Raw genomic sequence first — 26,238 nt, 5'->3', positions numbered from 1 at the left:
GTACAAGGCTTAAATTTTTTTATTTTTTTATTGGATCAAACATAAATATCGGTTCATTATTCTCGTTCACAGTATATGGCAGTGAATAGGCCGGTACTACTGGATAAGCTTCCACAAGCAACATACGAATATCTTCTCCTGGCTCAGGCTTCAAATGATTTTCTCTTATAAACTGAGCTAAATCGATGGAGTAGTCTACATAGGCTTGTCCTTCTGTTGAAGCAACTAATGGTAAATGATTATTCGAATATGGACTTGGCACAGTTAGTTCTTTAGCAAAGCCTAATTTCTTAAAATCTATTGAATATACATAATCCGCAATTCTGTCTTTATAAGGCATGTATTTTGTTGAGAGAAGGCGAATATTTAGATCTCGAATCGTTTCTGCTGAACGTAAGTCTACTAATTTTACAGTTGGATTGTTTTCCGGGTCCCAAATAATATATTGGAATATGCCACCTTTTTCGTATGAATTTCCTGGGATATTCGCTAAATATTTTGGAACCAATTTCGAGAAATCGATGGGATATTTAATAAATATATCTGTATCCATATCTTTATTTTTTATCGGCAGCACACCTGTTTCCGCTCGATATTGATCAATGGCATTTTGCACAGCAATCAGTTGAGCTTCATCAGGTATTTGATTCTCAACACGTTCTTCCTGTGGAAACAAACATCCAGATAGTAAAAGGGATGTCGATAGTAATAGTATGAAAAAAATGAATTTCCGTTTCTGTTTCATGATTTTCACCCCTTTATTTATGATGGCCACGTAAAGATTACTAAAACCATTAATAATGTGCCAAATATAAAAATAATAAATGCAATCAGTCTAATGAAAAAGGATAATATAGCATTATTCACCCATTTGCGAGCTGCTGTTATCATAAGAATGGATAAAATCATTGCAGCTATCGAGTAAAAGGAAACCCACATGACATCCATCGGGTGCATGTTCGCTAATGGACCACGTGCAGCACCAAGTACGAATTTATCTATATCCATTAATAATGGATGACTCATTGCAATTCCTCCTTTCAAGAAGCGGTATGTATACATATTTGCCTATGAACACTCTTTCGCACATGCGTTCGTTTTCATTGCACATGAACGGGTATTATTTGTAGTTCCCGATACTCAACTCGACTTTGAATTTTTTCATACCCGCTCATTGATGCAACGAAAATGCTTGTCCTTTTATTGTAAATAATCGATTTCTCTTTTCTTTAAGCGATTCATTAACTCATCAACAGCATCTTTCGGTTCTTTTTCATTAAATAATACTTCAAACAATGCAGTTGTAATTGGCATCGGAACATCGTATTTTTTGGCAAGCTGGTAAGCAGCTTTTGTCGTGCGAACTCCTTCAACGACCATGCCCATACTCTCTAATACTTCCCCCAGCTTCATTCCCTTTCCAAGCATGTTCCCTGCTTTCCAATTGCGAGAATGAACGCTCGTACAAGTAACGATCAAATCGCCCATACCAGTTAATCCTGCAAAGGTGAAGGGATTGCCTCCCATTCGCACACCTAAACGAGCAATTTCCGCAAGTCCTCGGGTAATTAATGCTGCCTTTGCATTGTCCCCATAGTTTAGGCCATCGGAAATCCCTGCTGCTAAGGCAATTACATTTTTCAATGCACCACCTAGTTCAACGCCGATTACATCGGTATTTGTATAGACACGGAAATACTGGTTCATAAACAAATCTTGTATTTTTTCAGCGGAAAGGAGATTTGTACAAGCAGCAGTAATCGTTGTTGGATGATGCAACACCACTTCCTCCGCATGGCTAGGACCTGATAATACAACGATATCTTCAATCACACGCGGGGATAGAGACTCCTCTAAAATTTCTGAGATGCGTTTTAAAGAATCTGGTTCTATCCCTTTTGATACGTGCACAATTAATACTTTTCTATTTAAATAATTCATAATGTTTTCTGCTACTTCACGAATCGCTTTTGTCGGAACCGCAAAAATGATGATATCTCCATGTTCTGCCGCTTCTTTCAAATCACTTGTTGCCCTTAAATTTTCAGGTAGTTGTATATTCGGAACATATTTTTCATTCGTATGTTGTTCATTTATTTCTTTCGCTTGCTCATGTCGGTGGCTCCAAATTAATGTATCGTGTCCATTTTCAGCCAACACCATTGCTAAGGCAGTTCCCCATGAACCTGCTCCTAACACTGTTACCTTTTTCATTTTTATTTATCCCTCACTCTTTTACTCACGTGCCCGTGGTATGATACGTATCGGCGTTCCCTCAAAATCAAAGGTTTCACGAATGCGGTTTTCCAAAAATCGAAGATAAGAGAAATGCATGAGCTCTGGATCGTTTACGAAAGTGATAAATGTAGGTGGCTTAACCGATACTTGTGTCGTGTAATAAATGCGTAAACGTTTTCCTTTATCTGTAGGGGCTGGGTTTCTTGCAATCGCATCTTCAATTACATCATTTAATAAAGAAGATTGAATGCGCATTGCATGGTTCTCACTTACCCGCTTTACTAATGGTAAAATTTGACTCAACCTTTGTTTCGTTTTAGCAGAAACAAACACAATCGGAGCATAATCCAAAAATAAAAATTGATCGCGAATCGTTTGGGTAAATTCATTCATTGTTCGTTCATTTTTTTCAATGGCATCCCATTTGTTCACGACAATGACGATACCTTTACCCGCTTCATGAGCATACCCTGCAATTTTTTTATCCTGCTCTTGTATTCCCTCTTCTGCATTTAATACGACAAGCACCACATCTGAACGTTCAATCGCTCTTAATGCTCTTAATACGGAATATTTTTCTGTGCTTTCATATATTTTCCCTTTTTTCCGCATTCCAGCCGTATCGATAATGACAAAATCTTGTCCGTCATACGTATAAGGAGAGTCGATTGCATCTCGAGTAGTTCCAGCGATATCACTAACGATTACCCGCTCTTCTCCGAGAATTGCATTTACTAATGAAGATTTTCCTACATTTGGTCTACCAATTAATGAAAACTTAATGACATCGTCTGAATATTCATCTTCATATTCTTTAGGGAAATATTTTGCACATTCATCCAATAAATCCCCAATCCCTAATCCATGCGAACCGGAAATTGGAATCGGCTCCCCAAAGCCTAAAGAATAAAAATCATATATTAATTCACGCATGTCTGGGTTATCAATTTTATTGACTGCCAGTACAACTGGTTTTTTTGTTTTATAAAGCATTTTTGCGATTTGCTCATCTTGAAGAGTTACTCCTTCTCGACCGTTCGTCATAAAAATAATCACATCGGCCTCTTCCATGGCAATTTGTGCTTGGGCACGAATTTGTTCTAAAAATGGTTCATCTCCAAGATCAATTCCACCTGTATCAATAATATTAAATTCATGGTTTAACCAATCTGCCGAACTGTAGATGCGATCTCGGGTCACCCCAGGTATATCTTCCACAATGGAAATGCGTTCACCAACAATTCGGTTGAAAATTGTTGATTTTCCTACATTCGGACGACCTACGATGGCGATTACTGGTTTTGTCATCTGTCCTTCATCCTTCCAAATTCTTATCCTTTGTATTATACACGATATCCAATTATATATCATTTTTTGACATAAATGGACATAAAAAAAGCGCACTCCTTAAAGCACGCAATTTTTATTCGAAATAAAATTTATTGATCTGTAAATTTTTTCAATTGTTCCCCTATTACATCACTAATGGAGAATCCTGTTGTCTCTTCTGGTAATTGATAATCAAATTCTTCTTGATGCTTTGGGTTTTCTTCAAGTTCTTTCATGCTTAATGATAAGCGCTTTTCTTGCTCATTAACATCAAGCACTTTCACTTGAACCTCTTGACCTTCTTTCAACACTTCGTGAGGGGTATTGATGTGTTTATGAGAAATTTGTGAAATATGAACTAACCCTTCAACACCTGGGAACACTTCAACAAAGGCACCGAAGGACACTAAACGCTTCACCGTACCAGTCAATACTTGACCTTTTGAAACACGTTCTGCAATGTTTGCCCATGGACCAGGTAATGTCTCTTTAATGGATAGAGAAATTCTTTCATTTTCCGGGTCAACAGATAAAACTTTTACTTTCACTTCTTGCCCTTCTTGAAGAACTGTGTTAATATCATCTACATGTTCATGGGCTACTTGTGAAATGTGCACAAGCCCGTCAACGCCACCTATGTCAACGAAGGCACCAAATGGAGCTAATCGTTGAACTTTACCATTTAATACGTCTCCTGGCTTTAGGCTCTCTAGCAATTCTTTCTTTTTATTTGCTTTTTCTTCTTCTACAACTGCACGGTGAGATAAAATTAATCTTCCTTTTTCTTTATCTAACTCTGTAATTTTGAATGTTAGCGTTTTACCTTTGTAATCTTCAAAGTCTTCTACGAAATAATCTTCTACTAAAGATGCTGGTACAAATCCTCGTACTCCTAAATCAACTACTAAACCGCCTTTTACAACATCTTTTACTTCTGCTTCAAAAACTTCTCCCTTTTTGTATAGCTCTTCTAATTTATCCCAAGCTTTTAAAGCATCTACTTTACGTTTCGATAAAACAAAGTTTTCTTCTTCTACTTTCGTGATCATTAATTCTAGCTCATCGCCAACAGACACCACATCGGATGCTTTTTCAATGTGCAAACTAGAAAGTTCACTAATTGGTACAATCCCATCAAATGGTGCACCTTCTATTGTAACGGTTACTGCTTTGTCTTCAACTTTTGCAGCAGTCCCTTTTACAATGTCTCCTTCACGAAATTCTTGGCCAACTCCTAAGTTCATTTCCTCGGACATATGTAACCCTCCTTCGCATCTTACAATATCTATTTTATTAGAAATTGCATTTAAACACAAAATTTTTTCCTTATAGTTTAAATATTTCCTTTTTTATGAATAAAATACGCGAAAAGAAACGATTATTATTCCATCTTTTCTTTCGCTAAATGTAAAATTTTTTCTGCAACTTCTTCAATTGATAAGTGAGTAGTGTCTAAATAAATGGCATCTTCCGCTTGAACTAATGGCGATATTTTACGTTCCATATCTTGCTGATCGCGAAGCGCTATTTCCTCTTTTAGCTGTTCATAGTCAGAAGGAATGCCTCGTTTTTTATTATCAAGCAATCTTCGTTTTGCTCGTTCTTCAACGGAGGCAGACATAAAAATTTTTAATTCTGCTTCTTTTAATACATGAGTTCCTATATCTCGTCCATCCATGACAACTGCGCCGTCTTTTGCCAACTGTTTTTGTTTAGCAACGAGGATTTCACGAACCTTTGCAAGAGATGCAACTCGCGGAACGTTCGCTGTTACTTCATTGGAACGAATTTTTTTTGTCACATCCTCTCCATCTACGAAAACAAGTTGTCCATTTGGAGATGACTTTAAGTCGATATTTGTCTTTAGCAGCATTTCTTCTAGTTTTTTTTCATCATTTAATTGTATGTTTTCTTTTAACGCTTTATACGTAACAGCTCGATACATCGCTCCAGTATCAATGTAAGTGAATCCTAATTGTTCTGCCACGATTTTTGCAATTGTACTTTTTCCTGCACCAGCAGGCCCATCGATGGCTATTTGTATGTTTTTTCCCATGACAATCCCTACTTTCCTTCAACATTGTAACATAAACAAAGTTTTTTACTTTTACTATTTTCATAGTTTGTGTAAATAAAAACAACTAGTTTGTATTACATATTGTTGTCGAATCCTTTATTTTTATCCATAAAAAACAATCATGAATTTTCATTCACAACCCTGGCATGAAAATGGATATTTCTTTCCCATAATGTAGATAACACAAACAGTTAACAATACGTAGGCTTTTATGGTGGATGATACCCTGAATAAAAAACTGTTTGAGTGGATTTGGTGAACAACCCATTGTTAGCTCATTCATTTGGAATGATGACTACGTACAGAAAAATGCTTATATTTCAAATTCACTCGCTGTTTGTGAATCTACTTTATGGGAGGGATTATATTGGATGTACTGATGACACGTTGTGCAGGATTAGATGTACATGCTGAAACAATTGTTGCTTGTGTCATGATTGGCGAACAGGACGATGAATTATTCATTGAAACAGAAACTTTCCCCACTTTAACAAAGGATCTCTTTCGTTTACTAAAGTGGTTGGAAAACCATGGCATTACGCACATTGCGATGGAGGGTACTGGAGTTTATTGGAAACCTGTTTATAACATTTTGGAGGATTACTTTGATATTACATTAGCGAATGCTCAAAGAATCAAGAATGTCCCTGGAAGAAAAACAGATGTTTCGGATGCAGAGTGGATTGCGAAGTTATTGCGTTATGGACTGATTGAAAAAAGTTTTGTTCCACCAGAAGATATACGAAACCTTCGTGATTTAACTCGGCTTCGTAAAAAATGGATCGGCCATTTGACTTCAGAAAAAAATAGGATTCTGAAAGTATTAGAATGCTCAAATGTTAAACTAAATTCAGTTATTTCAGATGTGTTTGGTGTTTCTGGAAGAAAACTTCTATCCAAATTAATTCAAAATGGATATGTTGATTCCATTGATGTAGAAAATAGTATTCACGGAAGAATGAAGCACAAAAAACAAATGATTACAGAATCTTTATTCGGTACTTTAAACGATCATCAAATCTTTCTAATCAAACAATCTTGGCAACACATCGTTTATTTAGAATCATTAATCAGCCAAATCGAGGAAAGAATAGATGAAATTCTGAAGAATTATAAAGAAGAAGTGGAGTTATTACTAACGATTCCGGGTATTAAAAAGGATTCCGCAGCAATTATTATTGCAGAGATTGGGGTGAACATGGAACAATTTCCTCCCTCTCAACACTTAGCGTCTTGGGCCGGAGTTGCTCCAGGAAATCATGAAAGTGCAGGAAAACGAAAGTCAACTAAAACGACTAAAGGGAATCCTCATATCAAAACTGTACTATGCGAAGTAGCATGGGCAATCTCTAGAAGTAGGAATCGTTGGTTAGCTGCTAAATATTGGTCGATTGCTGCAAGAAGAGGAAAGAAAAAAGCACTCGTTGCCATATCGCATCGAATGCTTCGAATCATTTACTCCATGCTAATTAATAAGGAGCCTTATAAAGAACCTTTAATTAATTAGTATAACCAAAGAAGAATAAGTTTAAACAAAGTTACCTTCCATTAGGTAGCTCTGCTTTCTTATTGTCTTTTTTAGGTTATTTATATATTACCCTCAATAGATCGAAGCTATTCATGGGCTAAGTGGAATTAAATTATTTTCACAGAAAAAAGCTGGCAATAGCGATAGGGTTTGTGAACCCCATCCACCTATTGTCAGCTTTTGGCTTATTCATTTTCAGCTGGATTGCTGACCGGAACGACTGCAATTTTATTTACCCGCTCTCCGGTTCTTTTTGAATAATATCCAATTTCTATCTCATCGCCTGTTTCTTCATCAACAATTTTTTTATAGCATTTTTTTAAATGTTTGCTTCCCCATATAATGAAGGCATTAAAAACATCCTCCAAATCTTTTCCACTGTCCGTCAATTTATAGCAATAGCGGGGTGGGTGCTCCGAATATAATTCGGTTTCCACGATTCCTTGTTGTTCCAAATATTTCAGCCTCTCAGATAAAAGATTGGAAGAAATCCCCTTTAGACCTTTTTTGATCTCGTTGAATAACGTATGTCCTGATAAAATTTCGTGAATAATCAGCAGCGTCCATCTGTCGCCGATGATATTCAGCGATTGTGCAATATTGCAAGGGATATCGTATCGAGTTTTTGTTTCCATATTCAGTCTACCTCCGTTTTCCCAGTTTAACATAAAAATTATTTTATATACAAAGTTGATTTTTTTAACTAAGTATAATATTATAACCTTACCAGAAAACTAAAAATTAAATTTAAGCGAGGGGTTTATTTATGGAATTATATTTAGTTGAATCTTCCTTAAAAGGAATTGTATCTACAAAAGATGAATTGAATCAGACTACAAAGTCACTGCAGAAAAAATTGGCAGCAAACAATGCCTCTTTAATTGAATTGCAAGTATCAAAAGATTTCACTCGTGCATTTTTTATCTTTGAAGGCGAAAAACGCGCCAATTTTACTGATGTGTTAAGAGAATTTTCCATCCCGGTTCAACTTGTCAAACAAGTCCGCCTGGTTGGTAAAGACTTGGAAGAAGTAAAGAAAAGCAATGAAGTTGTCAACTACTTAGTTGAATGGAATATCCCGGAAGATATTACGATGGATCAATACCTTGCCAGAAAACAGAAAAACTCTGTACATTATCAAGAAGTGCCGGAAGTGAAATTCTCAAGAACTTATGTATGCGAAGATATGACAAAATGCTTATGCTTCTACGATGCGCCGGATGAAGAAGCTGTAAAACGCGCCCGTAAAGCCGTTCAAACACCGATCGATTCCATTACAGAAATTTTGCCTAACGAGTAAATGTTTTGCCCATCCTTTCCAAGAGGCTGGGACAAAACTAGCTTCTAGATAGGAAAAAGGAGAATTTGAGCCAACTCAAATTCTCCTTTTTCCATTTATCCCCATTATTTTTGGTTAGTTGATCTTTGTTGGCCGTGTATTTTCGTAAATTCACGGCCATTAAGGCAATGCCCATTTCATTTTCCACTTTCGATTTTCCTCGAACGGAAAATCGAGTGAAACGCAAATTAGCCTTCAAGAATCCAAAAACTGGTTCTACGTCTATTTTACGTTGACGGAAAATAGAACCAGCTTTTTCTTCTGAAAGCTTCGCTCTTACATATTCTTTTTGTTGTTCCCATTTTTCATTCACCATGACCTTTCGGTGATTGCCTTCCTTTGCTTTTGTGCATGATGAACGAAATGGACATCCTGAACAGTTTTCACATTCATAGATTTTCAATTCTCGTTTGAAACCAGTCTTATCTGTACGTACAGAACGATAACGGAAGGTTACTCGCTGCTGATTTGGACAAATGTAGGTATCACTTTCTTCGTCGTACATCCAATTGTCTGGATGAAATGGATTTTGTTTATATTTCTTCTTTTGTTCTTTCTCATACATGGTATATGGAATGAGTGCCTCACATTTTCGATTCGAAAGGATGTCTTCATAGTTTTGTTCACTACCATAACCAGCATCTGCGACAATATACTTTGGCAACGGAAAATAATCCTTTTCTATCTTATTCAAGAACGGAATTAATGTACGTGTATCAGTAGGATTTGGAAAGATGCTATAAGCTAGTGCGTATTGACCTTCTGTTGCGATTTGTACGTTGTATCCAGCCTTCAATTGACCGTTTTTCATATAGTCGTCTTTCATTCGCATGAACGTCGCATCTAAGTCTGTTTTGGAATAACTATTCCGTTCACCCAAGATTTCGAAGTCTTTTTGATACTTTTGTTTACGTAAAATCAAGTCAATCAACTGTTTGTACACTCGCTTCGGATATTTCCGTTCGCTTCTTAATGCTTTTCGTTCTGTGGCATCGGGCGATGCTTCTATCTTTTGGTCATATTCCGTAATCACTTCATCGACTTGTTGCACCATTTGAGCGAGTTCTTCAACGGACAGTTCTCCCTCATTTTCCCGCTCCATTTCAGGGATGATTTCCTTCTCTAACAGTTCGTTGTAGAGCTGATTGGATTTTTCAATTAAGCTTTGGTTGTATTTTTCAATGGATTTCTTCCATACGAAAGTAAATTTATTGGCATTCGCTTCAATCTTCGTACCATCGATAAAAATGGCTTCTTGATCGATTAACTTTTCTTCCACCAGTTGGCAACGGAATTGGACAAAACATTGACGAATTAATTCTTTTACTTCCGGATGCACACGAAAACGATTGATCGTCCGATAACTTGGTTCATATCCTTGTGCCAACCACATCATTCGTATACTGTCCTTTAATAGCGCTTCAATTTTTCGACCTGAAAAGACAGACTGCGAATAGGCACACAAAATAATTTTTAGCATCATGCGTGGATGATAAGCAGGACAACCTGTATTTCGAAGAAACGGCTGGAAGGCTTCATCTGGAATACTTTCAACTAAATGGTGAATGTGGAAGGCAATATCATTTTCTTGTAATTTTATTTCTAAATCTAGAGGCAAAACTAATTGATTCATGTTATAATATTTGAACATAAGGACCCTTCTTTCTGTTAGGTTTTGTGTGCTAACTTAATTTTAACAGAAGAGGTCCTTATTTTTTATTGAAAAAATGAAAAACAGCCCATGAAATTTCATTCCAAAATTTCATGGGCTGTTTCCATTTTAGAGGGGGTTTTGTCCCAGCCTCATAAATAGGCCGCTTCTGCATCTTCTTCTAAATCCTTTAATTCAATTTCATTAACTTTAATTGGTGACCGTTGATGTAATAATATGAAGAAATCGTACATGTATCGTGATTGTAATAACGGTGATAACTTTTCATCGTTACGCAATTCTTCAAACCACTGTTCTAACGTTATTTCTTGTTGTTCTTCTAATCTCCGTAGCAATAGGGTTAATACGACAGAATAAAACTGGACCATTTGTTCATTTTGGATCTGTTTCTTCTCCTCATCCAGCTCCAGTATGGTGGACGTTTCTTGTTCGTGACGCTCTTCATAAATATTTTGTTTATCGAAAATCGTAAGAAGTGACCATTGTTTTTCTTCATGTACTTTTAAAAACGGAACGACAAAAGCTTTTAAAGATGAAACAGGCAGTGGACTTGAAATAATGCGTGCTGTGACGTCTTGATCAAAGTTAAAGGATTCGACCCCTATGTAATATAAAGCTTCTTTTGCAGCTTCAAGAGCTGTCGTTTGTAACTCGATACTTTTTTGAAGCAGTTTCGTATGTGAAGCATGTACTTTTTCTAATTCCATGGAAATCGTTAAAACAAAATTGTAAGCATCCGTTTCTCTATTCATGATATCTTTATAATGAAGTCGCTCTTTCGCTTCATTCACAAACTGCGTAAGCTCATCGAATTCCTCATTTTCATATTTAAGCCGATAAGAAATATCTTCTATTAACTTTTCATATCGTTCGAAAACTTCATTTGATGCAATATTGCGGCGAATCTCTTGTTGAATGCGACTTAACTGTTCTTCAATGGATTCCACCGCTACCCGCATTTCATTAATTTGCCGTAATGCCCCTTTAAATTCACCCTTTTCAAGTTGCTTCCTTAATAACAGCTGACTGATTGATAATTGAAATTCACTATAAAATTCCTTTGTCGCAAAGACAAGCTCTAAACCATGTTCATCTAATACATAAAACTGTTCATTAGTCGAAACATTAAACGAACTAGCCTTTAAATATTGGTAGCCCACTGTTTCGTTCTCACCAGTCGCCCAATTGAAAAATTCAGCTGTTTTAATTTTCCCGCTACCTGGCCTAAATGTTTCAATGATTATCCCCGCTAATTGTTGAAACTGATCCAATGTTAAATCAATATATTCATTCGTTGCCGCATACAAAAATTCCGCAAGATGCCTTCTTCCCGCTTTGGTATTTCGCATAATTTTTTGCTCAAAAAAATAAAGTAACGTTAACAAACCTAATCCTCGCATATCAATCGGGCGATTTTGGCCATCCTTTCTTTGCATCGCAGACAACTTATTTAATGGTTCAAACAATAGTAACTTCTCGTAGCGCTCCCCAAATCCTTTCAAAATTTCTTTTACATCCAACATTCATTCCTCCATATATGTTGCAATTCCTCTGCATTTAAAATTTCTTGCGGATAATACAAACCGTTTTGTAATGCTTTTACGATTTTGTTTGCTTCATCTTGTGAAAAATATCGAAGGAAAGCGTTGATCGCTTCATCATTCTTTCTTTGATACGCTTTCCCTTTTGCTGCCTCTTTTTCTAAGCAGGCTTTATAAAAAGGAAGGGCCAATGAGACGTCATACTTTTGGGAAAGGGAATACCAAATGGAAATCCCCTCCGCATCCAAATCTCCAAAATAATAAATTTCCGCCTTTTCATAGTTTAATGGAAGCTGTTCTGGCAACACTTGAATCGTTCCAACAATCGCTTTGCCTTGTCCATATACAAGTGCCGTAAAACTACTATTCTTTAACGTAGGAAGTAAACTATAAAAGGTCGCTTTATTTTCAACGATTAATACTTTCGGCGTTTCATCATGAAGACGCATTGGATTAATGGCAAAACTAACCGGATCTGTAATCGGCCAAATTTCAAGCAAATCCCAAACTTTTACCTTTTCTAAAAATTGCTGACCACCTTTTTCCGTTATCCATTTTTCATCCTTACATATTTCAAAAGATCGTTCTTGTGCAAGGGCTTTTGTTGTAGGAAAGCCCTGTTGCTTTAAATATGCATTTAATTGTTCAAGTACAACTAAATCTTGCTCGAGCTCGTCCAAGTTTTTCGTTAAATAATATTCAACCCAAATAGCTGGATGCAATGTTTTTTTCAACGCTTTTACTCGCCGATGTAATTCTTGTCGAACAAACTTTTTATTTATTTTGTATTCATTCGCGAGTTCTGGCTCTTTCCCATTCGTCCCTGCTGCCTTTATCGCTGTTAACAACTGTTGATCTTCTAAACGTAAAATGGATTGGGCAAAATTTTCATAAGAAAGTCGTGGACATTGATTCATTAATTGTAGAATCGTAATTTTTGATTTGTTATAGGTTGTAAGGAATTGGATGAGTTGATCCATTCATAATCCTCCAAATGAATTCATTATACTGGTTGTCTACTTTTAATGATATATGAAGTGGAAATTTCACACACTAAAAAATATAGTGAAATTTTTAGATTTAGTTGAAAATTTTATAAGAGTTGGATGAATAAAGTGCTGCATCATCACTTCACTATCACCCTGGATAAAATATCTAACTATTCAAGCCTTAATGATCGATTTTTTATCTAGAAAGTTTGCAGAAAATAATGAGAGCCTATGAAAGTTTGTGCAACGCAAACTTCATAGGCTTTTTTATTTCAACGGATGATTAGCAAACTTTTACTTACAAAAAATGGGCTTAATTTTTTTCATTACACGATGACGTTAAATCATCCATCTACATTCAACGTCATCGAGTATTTATACTCTTATATACTCCAAATAAAAAACAAGGGAATAAAGCTATTATAAGGATGGAAAAACAATATGGTAAAAATCCGTAATATATTAAAATTGAGCGTTGTAATGATGTAAGTGCATCAAGAGAATTTAATCTGTAACTGATAAAGATGGGAACTACAATAGCCGCAATCACCATCGTAAAAATTAACGGTAATAATTCAAATAATAGGCCATCCCTATTTTGAAATGGATTTATATACAATATTTTTCCGATTTTACTTTCTTTAAAAGCATACGCAAGGCCGAGAATAAATGTTATCAGCCAACCTGCCAATACTAATAGCCATAAATTGCTTTCAATGTTTAACAACATTTTTACAGGCGATTGGAAACCTCCTAATGACATAATCAAACCCATTGCATAAATACCAATGAAACCTTGCTTGGTATGATTGTCACTTGACTTTTCCATGAATAAAAGACAAGCAGCAAAAAAAGATGTAACCAAATAATTGATGATAGAAAAGATGGTATTCCCTATTGGAAAACCGCTCATAATCCAAGCCTCTATGAATAACATAATCACAAATGAGATTGTAATTTTTATGTATTTTTCGTTCTCCATCTACATCACCTTATATTAATGTTAGTTTCCTCTTCTTTTCATTGAATTCTTGTTCGAATTCTACTCACCTGATATAATCAATTTTCCAGTATCCGGATCATATATTTTATGATGAATTTTTAGTTCATGATCCTTTGTAACCGTTACTTCACAATAAAAGGTGTTTTCAATTCCATAATCCATAATTTTAGAAGGTTCATCAAAAGCAAGTTCTGCATCAGTAGCAAAAAAATAATCTTCATTCGTATCAAGCATTTTCATATCAAAGCTGAAGCCAAGGTGAGATGAATCCATTTCAAACACACATTCCCCTTTAATGACTTCATAATCTTTTGTAAGCACATATTTGAGTGTTGGTAGATTGCCGAAAAAAAGTAGTGAACCCATAAACCCAACCAAAATAATCAAAAATAACATAGCACCTTTATGCTCTTTCGTTTTAAACAATTCAATTAATAGTCTTACCGTTACTAAAAGTAACAAAGCCCCTATTATTAACATGCTATAGTACATCACTATATTTGAATTCATTACTAGAAACCCTCTTTCCACAAATACTTTTAATACTTTCTACGATTTGTTTTTAGTATGGTTTCATGTTGTGAGTGAGGTATTTTGGGATTTTCGAAAAAACAAGTTAAAATTTTTTCCTATTCTATCTTTTCAGATTGAATTGTGTAGTTTTCCCTTTATTCAGCTTACAAAAAATAAAAGTGAGTGTTCTGCTTCACACTCACTTCATATGGAAGCACTCATCTATCCACTTTTTTGTATGAGTTTCATATTTTTCCTCTAACTGTTCAAGAGCCTCTTTATAGTTTTATATTGATGGCCTTTAATTCTATATTAAACTGTTTAATTTCATTATCAATCCATTTATGTTAGGCACTATTTTTAGTGTTTAAATATTCGTAGGCTTCATTATTCAAAATATTTTCTTAATTCATATAAAATGAAATATATTTTATCTTTCTCTTGCATACATTTAACGTTTTCTCAATTCGCTTTTTTAGGAACTTCTTGGCTGTCCATCCCTATGTAACTACGAGTGCCAATGAATCTTTGCTATAGCAAATTTATGATGGAAAATAAATTCATACAAAAACCTAAATCCTATTATGAAAATATGTTACTATATGAAGATAACAAATGAATTTGGAGGGGTTTTTATTTTCGCAAAAATATTAGCCAACATTTTTGGTAATTCAACTGCTAAAAATAACAATTTAAAACAGAATGAACAACAACAAAAGTCTTCAAAATTGAAAAATAATCCTCTGTATATGTTTAAAAAAGTATTCGTACCAGATGAAATCCAAGTAAGCAGCAGGCAACAACACATTAAAAAACTGCAATTAGAGGACAATATACGGCTTACTCCAAATCCGAGTAATTCATGTATAATGATTACGGATCAAAACGGAAATGATCTTGGGATTTTATTGCCTTCCAAAGCGAATGAAGTGAAACAACAATTCGAAAAAGAATGTACAGAGTATGATGCAAATGTCATTGAGTTAGATTGGAAAGACGGGTATTATCATTATTCTTTTGTAGTGATGTCAGGGATGTTAAAAGATCAATCAAATCGATTTTCATATGATGATGATCATGACTGGGATGATATGGACCCTTCCAGCGACTGGGACGAATATGATGAAGATGGCACCCATTATACAGATTTCCCGGAAAAATACGGTTACGATCGAGATTATTTTTCGTAAGCTTATGAATCATTTCAATCTCCTTCTTACTTAACTGAAAACTACTATCAAAGAAGTAATCATTACTAGCATTAAATTCATTTAACAAGACATGAAAGGTTTATTCCATTTCATGACTTGTTAAATGATTGTTATTAATCTTCAATTGACGCATGACTTTTATGTACCTTAAAAGTTTTCAGTACAAATATTCATTACAATTTTTTAAGGATTTCAAATACTTTCGATTGTGCGTCTTCCTCGTCAATATAAAAATAACTTTCATGTGAATTGCATGCAAGCCAAATTTTATCTCCATTATAAAACATTAAATCTTCTGGTAACCCATTCATCCACCCAAATAAAGAATTACTTTTCGTTTGTAAAAAATGCTTTGTCTGTTCATTTAGCTCATAATAATATATATACGCTGTTGCTTCTAAAAGTATATTTACTGCCCATTGAGATTCCTCTTTCACTTCAATTAATGAACTTTTAATATCTTTTAATAATTCGTTGTAATATTTCATCGCCAATTTTTCATCATACATCATGTCTTTCCTTATAACAAAAGCAAATTTATCACATTTCTCATAAGCTATTTCAATCAATAAACGATAATCTTCACCTTTTATGTCTTTATCATACTCTAACATTTTATTACGTTTCCTCCCTCAATAAATGTTGTTATATCAATGGTTTGCGCCGTTTTTGAGTGTTTGAAAAAAATTTTTTCGACACATACATTTATCTTAATTTTGAAATGATTGATTTTTATTCCAAATAGTCCGTACGCTTCACTAAAGGAGTGACCATTATTTGGTAATATCACTCCTGATCCTTTGTTGTATTTTGATGCACTATTGGATCTCTGCGTTGCTTATGATGACGGACCCTCCCATATCTCTAGGCGTCGATTGCGCGTACATTCCTTCGTTCGGTCTATTCATAAGGCAGAGGCTGGCGATGCTCCTCTAGGGACTCGTGTTTACACGGTCGAATGGTGAAAATAGTGCCGGCTTCTCCGTGTCATCCTTTTTTGTTTAACTTTCGATAGTGTCACGCTTATGCAGCCTGTTGATATGGGGCGAAATCATCCATCATTTTGTTTACGTTGAATCGTTGTTTTTTGTTGCACATGGCATGTAAAATCTTGAGTAGCTTTCCACACAGGACGACAATCCATTGCTTTTTACGCAGGGGATTGACGACGCGTGTCGTATAATATTCGTGTAATGCTTTGAACGCTGGATTATGCAAAATGAGTGGCATCATGACGCGAAATAGGAGCGCACGTAATTTACGTCTACCTCGTTTGGAAATCCGTTTTTGGCCTTTTTTCTGCCCAGAAGAGTTTTCACGCAATGTGAGTCCCACTAGTTTGATTAATTGGCGTGGATGCGTATACTGCGTAAGAGAACCCACTTCTGACAGTAATTCGACAATCGTTACATCCCCAATTCCGGGGTACCGATGCTAAATATTCATAATCGGTCATTTGTTTTGCTAATTCAATTAACTGAGCTGTTAATTCATCGAGTTGAGCCTGCATCATCTTGTGCTGTGCAAGGAGTGTGGCGATTTCCATACGTGCCATCACTAAGCCTTCTGTTAGCCCAATAGAATGAGGTGCCATCTCAACTAATTGTTTTGCTTTTGATCGTTGAGGACTTTTCATCCCTTCTACTTGACGATACAGGAAGAGAAGTTCTTCCGGTGTTTTACCCTGAATGTCCATTGGTAACGGTGTCTTTTCGAGCACCGCATAGGCCATTTTCCCGAACTTTTTAAATACTTGTGTAAACTCTGGGAAGAATCGATCTAACCAACGAACAATACGGTTTTGAAGTGCATTTAAATCTTCTTGAAACTTCGTACGTAACGTCACTCCGTTACGTAGTTCCGCCTCGATACCATCCAAAATACGAGGATAGCTGAAGCGTCCATCGCGCATTAAACGTGCAATGACAAGTGCGTCTTTTTGGTCATTTTTCGTTTGTAAGTTATCATCCAGTTCTTTTGTTCGATTAACGTGCATTGGATTAACCATCACATAAGGAATCCCATGATGTGTTAAGAACGCCGCTAAGTTCATCCAGTAGTGGCCTGTTGGCTCGAAACCAACTAGGATGTCCTGTTTATCATGCATTGCTTTTAACGACAGTAGACGCTCATAAAAGGCTTCAAATCCTGTGTGCGATTGTACGATTGGAAATGATTTTTGTAGCACACGACCACGATCATCGATGGCACAAGCGAAATGCTTCCTCTTCGCGATATCAATTCCAATCACAAGAGTGTTTTCTGAAACTTGATTAATTTTTTCATTTGTATTAAAATTCATTAAGCAAAGTCCCTTCTGTAGATGTATGAGTCGAATTCGTGTTAACACTCAAGCATCATACAGGAAGGCTTTTTTCTTTGCAAGCCCCTAAGAATCTTTCTAACAGGAATGCTCCTATTATGTGAAATATACTGTTTTTGTTTTAAAAAAATCTATTGATCTAATAGTTAATTACAAGACATATATATTCATCTTCAAGAATAGGTTGTGATCAAAGACCATGAATGTTTTTCTATAAATTTCGATAAATACTCAAATTGAAATTTATGGCTTTCCCATATCTTTTTATACATTTTTCTATATTGAATGGATTTACGTCAAGTTTTTGAACACAAAAAGATTAAGTTTTTTACACAACAACCATTCATGGATTGTTCCACCTCCCAAGTAGCTTGTCAAAGTGATAAGAACCTTTAACAACGTACTTGGGACATGGAAAAATAAATCCATGGATGTTGCGCCAAAAAATGTGAAGGTGGAAGTGTTCTGTAACCCCAATTTTTACGCTGCTATTCGGCACATTTTTTCAAATTCATCAGGTGTCAAATAACCAATGCTTCCATGAATTCGTTTACGATTATACCAACCTTCAATGAATTAAAATAACGCAATTCTCGCTTTCTCAAAGCTTTCGAATTTAGTTAGGTAAACTACTTCTTTTTTTAATATAGCGTAAAAAGATTCAATACAAGCGTTGTCATATGGACATCCTTTTCGACCAAACGACGAAATCATTTTATTCTTTATTAGAAGTTCTTGAAAGTCTTCAATAGTGTATTGTGTTCCTAATTCCGTGTACACTATAAGACCAGGATCAGGCTTTTGTCTTGAATCGCATTCTGAAGTGCTTCCAGCACAATTTCCGTTGCGGCTTTGATGTTGGAGTGGGACGATATTTTTTAACAATACAAGATTTGATGCCTGCTTGTTTCATTAGACGTTGAACTCGATTGATACTACCTATATAGCCTTCTTTTTTAAGTATTTCATAAATTTTGGGTGCTCCTAATAATACAAAATATTCAGTTGGTAAAGTTTTCCACAAAAAAATCCTTTAAAAAGGTTGGGTGGTAGTAAACTATCTATAAAAGACAACTCCATGGATAAGTTTACACGAAAATGAAGCCCATTTTGTGTGCCCAACTTCATAAAACAGAGAGTTTACGGGCATTAAGTGATGCAGTCTTTCCCGAGAATTACAACAAGCAACGGGATTAAAAACGAGGCTGCCAATGATATTTCACAGGTTAATCATAAACTCTATTTAAGAAACGACTATAAATACAAGGCTCCATACAAGATTATTCTTGAGGAGCCATAATGCTTAAATTTATAAAATTATTTATATGGTGTCCCATAAAACGCATGTACGCCATTCTGATTTTTTTTCTCTTTTCCAGGAAGACGAATATATTCACCTGATGAATTCTTTTCTTTCGCTACATGATAATGATAAAAATAGCCGACTTTAGGTAAACCATTTTTCCCTTTATCAATTTCTGGTCCAATGGCTTTTGAAATTGGACTAGCTTCTTTCGCTATTGTTTGGGCATTACTTTTTGTAGTTGACCAAGTATCTTTCCCTGATTTCAAACGAGAAACTGCTTTAGATTTACTCAACCCACCACCAATAAATAAACCATCACCATTAAGAACTGCTTCATAATGGTTATGTTTTTTATCGTTTTTCTCATAAAATTCTGAAAAAGAAATATAGGCAACTCCGCCAATGATAATTGCTAATCCTAAGCCGATTAAAGACTCTATTAATGCTCCTCCTAAACTAATCCCAACAGGAATAACAAAAGCAAAAGATGGACTAGCATCTACACTATTATAAATATACTCTTCATTATTATCCGTATCAGTAAATTTAGCTATAACACCTTCTTTTGTTGCCTCTTCAACTTCTACAATATATTCCTTCTCTTTTTTTCCATTTTTATTTTTTTCATTCGTTTTATATGTTATATCACCGGTATTTTTATCAAATTCTAAAAAAGCTACAATGTCTTCATGTTGAGCTTTTAATTTTATTTTTTGAGGATTATTTACTAGAATTTCAAAATTCCCCTCTTTATTTTTAGCATGTGTAGTTGAAATTCCACCTAAAATATTTGAACTAAATATTAAAGTGATAATCATTAAGTAAATTAATATTTTTTTCAACATAAACATCCTTTCATGATAATAATTAAAATTCTAAAAATTTATTACCTTCTACTAAATTAGCGTATTTATTTAACTTTTTATTTAAAGAATAATATACATTTTTTTCATTGAGAAGATTATTATCATTTTGTAAAAGCAATATTACTAGTGCTGTTACACGAGCGGTAGCAATTGAGGACCCACTTTCTATTCTTGTATCTAAGCCAAGGTCAACATGTATATTCGTTCCATTTGTGAAATAGTCAATATTATCTTTAGCAGCATAATCTGCTATTTTATTCCCATCTAATGCTGAAACAGCTATTACATTTTCAAAAGCAGCAGGATATTCGGTTGAAAATCCAAATGTATTTCCACCAGAAGCAATAATTATAATCCCTTCATTAATAGCTTCTTCAATTTTCTGTTTCAGTTTTTCATTTTCATGTTTAAAGCCAAAACTTATATTAATAACATTCATTTTATTTTTTATAGCCCACTCAATCGCTTCAATTACACTTTCATTTTTACCGTATCCTTTATCATCCAGCACTTTTAAGGAGTAAATTTTTGTATTCGTAGAAGATAATTGTGCAGTTTCTATTATAAGATTTGTTATAGCTGTTCCATGTCCAGTATTATCGGAACCATCTTCAGAATCAGTGAAATTATATCGATAAATAGGTAAGTTTAAATTTAAATCAGGGGAGATTCCGCTATCTAAGATTGCTACTTTCAATTCTATGTTTGGATTTCTATTTTCTATAAGTTTACTATAAAATTCATGTTTAAATTCATTGCTTTTTGTAGCTATTGAAATGAAACAGATAAGAGACATAATCGCTATGACTACTATAAAAGCTTTAATCTTTTTATTAAAAAAATACATTATACTCCTTTCTTGATATATAAATAAATAAATTTGATTTGATACAAATAATAGCCTATTTTTTATAGTCTAAAATTTGGTTGTCCATTTCATAGAAACATTACAAATTAACAAAACTCTCTTATTATTTGATTCCATAAAAATTTCCTTCATAGTCTCTCAGAACTGTTTTCATAGGATTAGTATTAATAACTATCATTGTATTTAAATTTTCTTCAATATACCGTAGTTTTTAGTCAACTTCCTGTTGTAATAGCAATAAAATCAAAAATTCAATCGGTGAACGAGATTGACATCTTCATCAAATAGCACCCCCTTTAACACTTCTTTTGTGAATATTAACACTTTATACTTATTTTGAAAATAGGTGATTTTACTTATAAACACCAATAGCCCTACAATCCTATTTTTTTCGGATTGAGGGCTATTTTGTAGTATATGGAATAAAGATTACATTCCTATTCGAGGAGGTCTGACGGATACGTGAAGTACTCATCATAACATTCTAGTGATATGTAACTGAACCTTAGAAAATCAGTACATTTCTAGTATTAGTTGGTCTAGAATGACTAAAATGGACTGAATAATTAAGAGAGAAAGCCCTTGACATTCAATGCGTCATGATTTACACAGAAAACGTATTACCTCACTTGAGGAACAAAGCGGTGAATCCCGTGTGGGGCTTTTGAAGGGTGAAGTGACCACTGACATAAAAGCGAGAAAATGTATTAAATCAAGATTTCAGTACGGCAACAATCAACGAAAAATAGATTGCTGATATTGCGTATATCTATACAATTCGTGATGGTTGGTGTTATCTAACGTAAATTTTTAATTTATATACAAATAAAGTCACTAGTGTCACATTAAAATAATATAATCCGATTGATAATACAGAATATTCTGTTAGTAAACTTTTCCATAAAAAACAATCATGAATTTTCATTCACAACCCTGGCATGAAAATGGATATTTCTTTCCCATAATGTAGATAACACAAACAGTTAACAATACGTAGGCTTTTATGGTGGATGATACCCTGAATAAAAAACTGTTTGAGTGGATTTGGTGAACAACCCATTGTTAGCTCATTCATTTGGAATGATGACTACGTACAGAAAAATGCTTATATTTCAAATTCACTCGCTGTTTGTGAATCTACTTTATGGGAGGGATTATATTGGATGTACTGATGACACGTTGTGCAGGATTAGATGTACATGCTGAAACAATTGTTGCTTGTGTCATGATTGGCGAACAGGACGATGAATTATTCATTGAAACAGAAACTTTCCCCACTTTAACAAAGGATCTCTTTCGTTTACTAAAGTGGTTGGAAAACCATGGCATTACGCACATTGCGATGGAGGGTACTGGAGTTTATTGGAAACCTGTTTATAACATTTTGGAGGATTACTTTGATATTACATTAGCGAATGCTCAAAGAATCAAGAATGTCCCTGGAAGAAAAACAGATGTTTCGGATGCAGAGTGGATTGCGAAGTTATTGCGTTATGGACTGATTGAAAAAAGTTTTGTTCCACCAGAAGATATACGAAACCTTCGTGATTTAACTCGGCTTCGTAAAAAATGGATCGGCCATTTGACTTCAGAAAAAAATAGGATTCTGAAAGTATTAGAATGCTCAAATGTTAAACTAAATTCAGTTATTTCAGATGTGTTTGGTGTTTCTGGAAGAAAACTTCTATCCAAATTAATTCAAAATGGATATGTTGATTCCATTGATGTAGAAAATAGTATTCACGGAAGAATGAAGCACAAAAAACAAATGATTACAGAATCTTTATTCGGTACTTTAAACGATCATCAAATCTTTCTAATCAAACAATCTTGGCAACACATCGTTTATTTAGAATCATTAATCAGCCAAATCGAGGAAAGAATAGATGAAATTCTGAAGAATTATAAAGAAGAAGTGGAGTTATTACTAACGATTCCGGGTATTAAAAAGGATTCCGCAGCAATTATTATTGCAGAGATTGGGGTGAACATGGAACAATTTCCTACCTCTCAACACTTAGCGTCTTGGGCCGGAGTTGCTCCAGGAAATCATGAAAGTGCAGGAAAACGAAAGTCAACTAAAACGACTAAAGGGAATCCTCATATCAAAACTGTACTGTGCGAAGTAGCATGGGCAATCTCTAGAAGTAGGAATCGTTGGTTAGCTGCTAAATATTGGTCGATTGCTGCAAGAAGAGGAAAGAAAAAAGCACTCGTTGCCATATCGCATCGAATGCTTCGAATCATTTACTCTATGCTAATTAATAAGGAGCCTTATAAAGAACCTTTAATTAATTAGTATAACCAAAGAAGAATAAGTTTAAACAAAGTTACCTTCCATTAGGTAGCTCTGCTTTCTTATTGTCTTTTTTAGGTTATTTATATATTACCCTCAATAGATTGAAGCTATTCATGGGCTAAGTGGAATTAAATTATTTTCACAGAAAAAGCCTCCAATATCGTTTATTGGAGGTCCTTTGTCTCCTTACGCAGCATCACTTGGCGTTCAAAACAGAATCGAAGGATGAATTGTTTATCTAGTTCGTCCGTATCGATAAATTGAAGAGATGCAAGCGTTTGGTCATTCTTTTCAAATATACGAACCACTTCTGCATCCGTTTGAATGTATTGAATTTCTCCAGATTTATAAGGCAATACAATCGTTAGTTTGACCTTATCTCCCTCTGAAAATGGAGGGGATATAGGCACTTTGATAGCGGCTCCACCTGCGCTAATATCATCCGTTACGTATTGATAAAATTGATTTAAATGCTCCACTGCAACGTCTACAGGTGTTTTTACTCGAACAAATTCCCTTCTTTGGATTTTGATGAATTCATCATCTGGAGGACAAGAAAGCATTATCATAGGAATTCGATCCATTTTACGACCGACAACTTCCGTTTGAAATGCATAGTTGATATCGTCATCATTTCGAAAAATTGCACGAAACTGGGAACCGTCAACTAGATAAACTGTCCTATCCGTTTTCGTATCTACGGGATAAGTAATAAAAATGATATTGTCTTTCTTTTCCACTACTTTACATTTAAATCTTTCAACTTTTTCCGATGTCGTTGGTTCCAATGTGAGAACTGTTCCAATCTTAATATCCATACTTATTCGCCTCGCACAATAATTGTAATTTTATTATTGCACGAATTAAGGCGAATTTCTAGAGCATTTTGATAATTATGGTAATTGTTCCACTTTTATGACATCATGATTTTCCGTATCCACAACAACTCGATATGTTTGATTGATATTGTCTGAAAAACGAGCAATTACTTCATAACATAATCTTAATTCATATGCTTCATTTTCTGTGTAGATAAACCGCTCTTCTTCCACTACTGTATTTGGTCGGAAGAATTGTTTCCAATCGATTGGTACCACTGGTTGGTTTTCATTAATGTTTTCTCTTTGTACATATTCCATTGCATTTAGCCCTAATAACTCACCGCTATCTTTAGAAACTTTTAATTGTACTCCATCAGGATACACAAACGCATTATGCTTGCCAGCCACTCGAGCAAGATGAATATGCCAAGCTTCATGGTTTTCTCGCATTTCAACTAACGCTAAATCATCATATCCAGCTCGGTCTATAAATTGTTGTACTAACTCCTTCACTTTTTCTTGTGTAATATTTTTGTCTGGCTGTACCGGACGTTCAGATAAGAAGGAAATTAAATGGCCACCTTTTACAGTAATGTCCGCATATCCGACCCGACTACCCTTTACAAATTGAATGTGATAAAACGGATAAGGTGCATCATCTTTACTTTTCGATACAGTATACGTAGCATCTTCAATTCCAGGAACTAGTTTCTCTAATACTTGAATTGCTTCGTCCTTCGTAATTTCACGATCTCTTATATGTTTTAAGTCTCTTTTCTTTAGCCAATCAGATTCACTCGTTGTTAATGGGAAGTCCTTTTCCGTGTAAGTTTTTAAGTTTGATGCGAGGTTTTTAAATGGTGATTCTTCAAGCTCTGTTTTTGCAACTTGTTGCCATTTATCAAAGTTCCCATCATTCTCATAAAATTGAGCTGTTGCAACAGCCCATTCATCTGTTAGTTGCTCTAAATTTTTGTTTACAACTTTCATTTTGGATTGCCAAGTTTCATAATCACCATTTGTCGAAGCTCTTTTTGCTTCATCTCCTATTTTCCCAATATATCGTAGCCATTGATTTGCTACGTCAGGATTTAAAGGCAACCCACTAATAGATGAACGTAATTCATTACTAGTACGCCAAATATTATCAAGTTCATTTTGTAACGCCTTCTCATCTTGGAACAATAGGGATTGAGCTACAGACCGTTGCAAATAGGATAATTTTTCGCTGGCATTGGATAATGAGTTTGTATATTGAGCATGAATAGCTTGTTGTAATTGTTTATTATCTTCTTTGACATCAAAAGCATATAATCCTAGTGCGATAACAGCAATGGAAAGTAAGTAAACTGCACTTTTCATATTGTCGCTCCTTTAATAGCAAAAGATATGTTGACCAATTTGTTTAATTTGAGGTCTTGACCAAATCCATTTGCTTGTAGCTGTATTAGGATTGAAATAATAAAGAGCATTTTCAGATGGATCCCATCCGCTCATTGCATCAAGTACTGCCTGTTTTGCTCTTTCATTTGGCGTTAACCAAATTTGTCCGTCAGCTACTGCTGTAAATGCACCTGGTTGGAAAATGATCTCTGAGATGGTATTCGGGAAATCTGGAGATTCAAGTCGATTTAGAATTACTGCTGCCACTGCAACTTGCCCTTCGTACGGTTCTCCTCTTGCCTCACCATAAACTGCATTCGCCATTAGTTGTAAATCTTGTTCTGTAAATTTCGGAGGTAGTTGATAACTTGTACTTCCTGATGATCCTTTGTTGCCTTTTACTTGTTGGTTCAGAGGAATTCCACCATAATAAGTAAAATCTCTACCTGCATTGATTTGAGCATGAACCCATTCACGATCAAAATCACTGTTGTTAACAAGTACTCTTTTTGTTTGTGCTCCTGCAATGCCGTCCACTTTCAAGCCATAACTTTCTTGGAAGTTTCGTAAAGCCCAATAAGTACCATAGCCAAATTTCCCATCAATTTTTCCATGATAGAATCCTAAGTATTGTAATCTTGCTTGTAACTCAATCACATCATCACCGAAGGCTCCCCGTTCTAAAACTTGGTTAGAAAAAGCGAATGATTCTTCAGGCTTCATGACAGTAAATGTACCGATTGTGGTCATTAATATGAGCATTGAGATCAGAAGTTTTCTTACCATATATTTCACTCCTTTTTCATAGCATGTTAAATTTAGCATCATTTATGCACATTCGAATGAAAAAATGGTCGAATCAACAATCGAAACGACCATTCAGGAGTTATTATGTACAGTGAATGAAATTTTATTGTTATTTTCAAATAAAA

General features: G+C 34.9%; 25 protein-coding genes and 1 pseudogene. 4 read left to right on the top strand and 22 right to left on the bottom strand.

What is annotated here, in order from left to right; translation table 11 throughout:
- Window positions 1-19 precede the first annotated feature (19 nt).
- The 6 genes from UtA1_RS09320 to cmk form a co-directional block, all read right to left on the bottom strand.
- Complete coding sequence (locus UtA1_RS09320) at window positions 20-745, bottom strand: hypothetical protein (RefSeq protein WP_096550811.1); 726 nt, start codon at window positions 743-745, stop codon at window positions 20-22.
- 17 nt (window positions 746-762) lie between these two features.
- The gene (locus UtA1_RS09315) at window positions 763-1,026 is read right to left on the bottom strand and encodes a DUF2768 domain-containing protein (RefSeq protein ID WP_016836949.1); all 264 of its coding nucleotides are present in this window, start codon (window positions 1,024-1,026) and stop codon (window positions 763-765) included.
- 174 nt (window positions 1,027-1,200) lie between these two features.
- The gene (locus UtA1_RS09310) at window positions 1,201-2,214 is read right to left on the bottom strand and encodes an NAD(P)H-dependent glycerol-3-phosphate dehydrogenase (protein ID WP_096550810.1); all 1,014 of its coding nucleotides are present in this window, start codon (window positions 2,212-2,214) and stop codon (window positions 1,201-1,203) included.
- Window positions 2,215-2,235: 21 nt separating this feature from the next.
- Complete coding sequence (gene der, locus UtA1_RS09305; RefSeq protein WP_016836947.1) at window positions 2,236-3,546, bottom strand: ribosome biogenesis GTPase Der; 1,311 nt, start codon at window positions 3,544-3,546, stop codon at window positions 2,236-2,238.
- 131 nt (window positions 3,547-3,677) lie between these two features.
- Window positions 3,678-4,823 (bottom strand): 30S ribosomal protein S1, encoded by a 1,146-nt coding sequence (rpsA, locus tag UtA1_RS09300; protein ID WP_016836946.1) that lies wholly within the window; start codon window positions 4,821-4,823, stop codon window positions 3,678-3,680.
- Window positions 4,824-4,948: 125 nt separating this feature from the next.
- Window positions 4,949-5,623 (bottom strand): (d)CMP kinase, encoded by a 675-nt coding sequence (cmk, locus tag UtA1_RS09295; protein ID WP_096550809.1) that lies wholly within the window; start codon window positions 5,621-5,623, stop codon window positions 4,949-4,951.
- 388 nt (window positions 5,624-6,011) lie between these two features.
- Here cmk and UtA1_RS09290 point away from each other — a divergent pair, with 388 nt between their 5' ends.
- Window positions 6,012-7,151 carry an IS110 family RNA-guided transposase gene (locus UtA1_RS09290; protein ID WP_096550808.1) on the top strand — a complete coding sequence of 380 codons (1,140 nt, stop codon included), beginning with the start codon at window positions 6,012-6,014 and terminating at the stop codon, window positions 7,149-7,151.
- 206 nt (window positions 7,152-7,357) lie between these two features.
- On the opposite strand, the gene UtA1_RS09285 is transcribed toward UtA1_RS09290, so the two are convergent.
- Window positions 7,358-7,807 carry a winged helix-turn-helix transcriptional regulator gene (locus UtA1_RS09285; protein ID WP_096550807.1) on the bottom strand — a complete coding sequence of 150 codons (450 nt, stop codon included), beginning with the start codon at window positions 7,805-7,807 and terminating at the stop codon, window positions 7,358-7,360.
- 131 nt (window positions 7,808-7,938) lie between these two features.
- Here UtA1_RS09285 and UtA1_RS09280 point away from each other — a divergent pair, with 131 nt between their 5' ends.
- Complete coding sequence (locus UtA1_RS09280; protein ID WP_096550806.1) at window positions 7,939-8,472, top strand: DUF4242 domain-containing protein; 534 nt, start codon at window positions 7,939-7,941, stop codon at window positions 8,470-8,472.
- A gap of 37 nt (window positions 8,473-8,509) precedes the next feature.
- On the opposite strand, the gene UtA1_RS09275 is transcribed toward UtA1_RS09280, so the two are convergent.
- From UtA1_RS09275 to UtA1_RS09255, 5 genes are all read right to left on the bottom strand, one after another.
- Entirely contained in the window at window positions 8,510-10,162 is a 1,653-nt protein-coding gene (locus UtA1_RS09275) for an IS1182 family transposase (RefSeq protein ID WP_232019826.1), read from the bottom strand.
- Between the two features lie 152 nt (window positions 10,163-10,314).
- Window positions 10,315-11,706, bottom strand: coding sequence for a replicative DNA helicase (locus UtA1_RS09270; protein WP_096550805.1), 1,392 nt, complete (start codon window positions 11,704-11,706; stop codon window positions 10,315-10,317).
- Window positions 11,694-12,704, bottom strand: coding sequence for a Wadjet anti-phage system protein JetD domain-containing protein (locus tag UtA1_RS09265; protein ID WP_096550804.1), 1,011 nt, complete (start codon window positions 12,702-12,704; stop codon window positions 11,694-11,696). The genes UtA1_RS09270 and UtA1_RS09265 overlap by 13 nt, the downstream gene beginning before the upstream one ends.
- A 373-nt stretch (window positions 12,705-13,077) precedes the next feature.
- Window positions 13,078-13,695, bottom strand: coding sequence for a hypothetical protein (locus UtA1_RS09260; protein ID WP_096550803.1), 618 nt, complete (start codon window positions 13,693-13,695; stop codon window positions 13,078-13,080).
- Between the two features lie 60 nt (window positions 13,696-13,755).
- Entirely contained in the window at window positions 13,756-14,226 is a 471-nt protein-coding gene (locus tag UtA1_RS09255) for a hypothetical protein (protein WP_096550802.1), read from the bottom strand.
- Between the two features lie 605 nt (window positions 14,227-14,831).
- Here UtA1_RS09255 and UtA1_RS09250 point away from each other — a divergent pair.
- Entirely contained in the window at window positions 14,832-15,419 is a 588-nt protein-coding gene (locus UtA1_RS09250) for a hypothetical protein (RefSeq protein WP_096550801.1), read from the top strand.
- Between the two features lie 194 nt (window positions 15,420-15,613).
- Here UtA1_RS09250 and UtA1_RS09245 read toward each other — a convergent pair whose 3' ends face one another.
- The 7 genes and pseudogenes from UtA1_RS09245 to UtA1_RS09220 all read right to left on the bottom strand — a co-directional run bounded on the left by UtA1_RS09245 (window position 15,614) and on the right by UtA1_RS09220 (window position 20,782).
- Complete coding sequence (locus UtA1_RS09245) at window positions 15,614-16,054, bottom strand: stage III sporulation protein AH (RefSeq protein WP_096550800.1); 441 nt, start codon at window positions 16,052-16,054, stop codon at window positions 15,614-15,616.
- 409 nt (window positions 16,055-16,463) lie between these two features.
- Window positions 16,464-17,742: pseudogene (locus UtA1_RS09240) on the bottom strand (IS110 family RNA-guided transposase).
- A gap of 501 nt (window positions 17,743-18,243) precedes the next feature.
- Window positions 18,244-18,297, bottom strand: coding sequence for a hypothetical protein (locus UtA1_RS18050; RefSeq protein WP_408647341.1), 54 nt, complete (start codon window positions 18,295-18,297; stop codon window positions 18,244-18,246).
- 42 nt (window positions 18,298-18,339) lie between these two features.
- Window positions 18,340-18,648 carry a DDE-type integrase/transposase/recombinase gene (locus UtA1_RS09235; RefSeq protein ID WP_096550799.1) on the bottom strand — a complete coding sequence of 103 codons (309 nt, stop codon included), beginning with the start codon at window positions 18,646-18,648 and terminating at the stop codon, window positions 18,340-18,342.
- The gene (locus tag UtA1_RS18045; RefSeq protein WP_172597858.1) at window positions 18,557-18,787 is read right to left on the bottom strand and encodes an IS3 family transposase; all 231 of its coding nucleotides are present in this window, start codon (window positions 18,785-18,787) and stop codon (window positions 18,557-18,559) included. Before UtA1_RS18045 ends, UtA1_RS09235 begins: the two co-directional genes overlap by 92 nt.
- 293 nt (window positions 18,788-19,080) lie before the next feature.
- Window positions 19,081-19,911 carry a hypothetical protein gene (locus tag UtA1_RS09225; RefSeq protein WP_096550797.1) on the bottom strand — a complete coding sequence of 277 codons (831 nt, stop codon included), beginning with the start codon at window positions 19,909-19,911 and terminating at the stop codon, window positions 19,081-19,083.
- Window positions 19,912-19,936: 25 nt separating this feature from the next.
- The gene (locus UtA1_RS09220) at window positions 19,937-20,782 is read right to left on the bottom strand and encodes a S8 family serine peptidase (protein ID WP_096550796.1); all 846 of its coding nucleotides are present in this window, start codon (window positions 20,780-20,782) and stop codon (window positions 19,937-19,939) included.
- Window positions 20,783-21,962: 1,180 nt separating this feature from the next.
- Between UtA1_RS09220 and UtA1_RS09215 the strand changes: the two genes are divergently transcribed.
- Window positions 21,963-23,102 (top strand): IS110 family RNA-guided transposase, encoded by a 1,140-nt coding sequence (locus UtA1_RS09215; RefSeq protein ID WP_096550795.1) that lies wholly within the window; start codon window positions 21,963-21,965, stop codon window positions 23,100-23,102.
- 164 nt (window positions 23,103-23,266) lie between these two features.
- Here the strand turns inward: UtA1_RS09215 and UtA1_RS09210 are convergent, their stop codons facing one another.
- The 3 genes from UtA1_RS09210 to sleB all read right to left on the bottom strand — a co-directional run bounded on the left by UtA1_RS09210 (window position 23,267) and on the right by sleB (window position 26,068).
- Window positions 23,267-23,920, bottom strand: a complete 654-nt coding sequence (locus UtA1_RS09210) for a flagellar brake protein (protein ID WP_096550794.1) — start codon at window positions 23,918-23,920, stop codon at window positions 23,267-23,269.
- A 75-nt stretch (window positions 23,921-23,995) separates the two neighbouring features.
- The gene (locus tag UtA1_RS09205; RefSeq protein ID WP_016836943.1) at window positions 23,996-25,285 is read right to left on the bottom strand and encodes a PepSY1/2 domain-containing protein; all 1,290 of its coding nucleotides are present in this window, start codon (window positions 25,283-25,285) and stop codon (window positions 23,996-23,998) included.
- 12 nt (window positions 25,286-25,297) lie between these two features.
- Window positions 25,298-26,068 carry a spore cortex-lytic enzyme gene (gene sleB / locus UtA1_RS09200; protein WP_050988823.1) on the bottom strand — a complete coding sequence of 257 codons (771 nt, stop codon included), beginning with the start codon at window positions 26,066-26,068 and terminating at the stop codon, window positions 25,298-25,300.
- Window positions 26,069-26,238: the final 170 nt, after the last annotated feature.

The sequence above is a fragment of the Ureibacillus thermosphaericus genome (assembly GCF_002370195.2).
Taxonomy (GTDB): domain Bacteria; phylum Bacillota; class Bacilli; order Bacillales_A; family Planococcaceae; genus Ureibacillus; species Ureibacillus thermosphaericus.
Note: the sequence above shows the minus strand (reverse complement) of the source record. Positions and strands in the feature narration are given on the sequence as shown.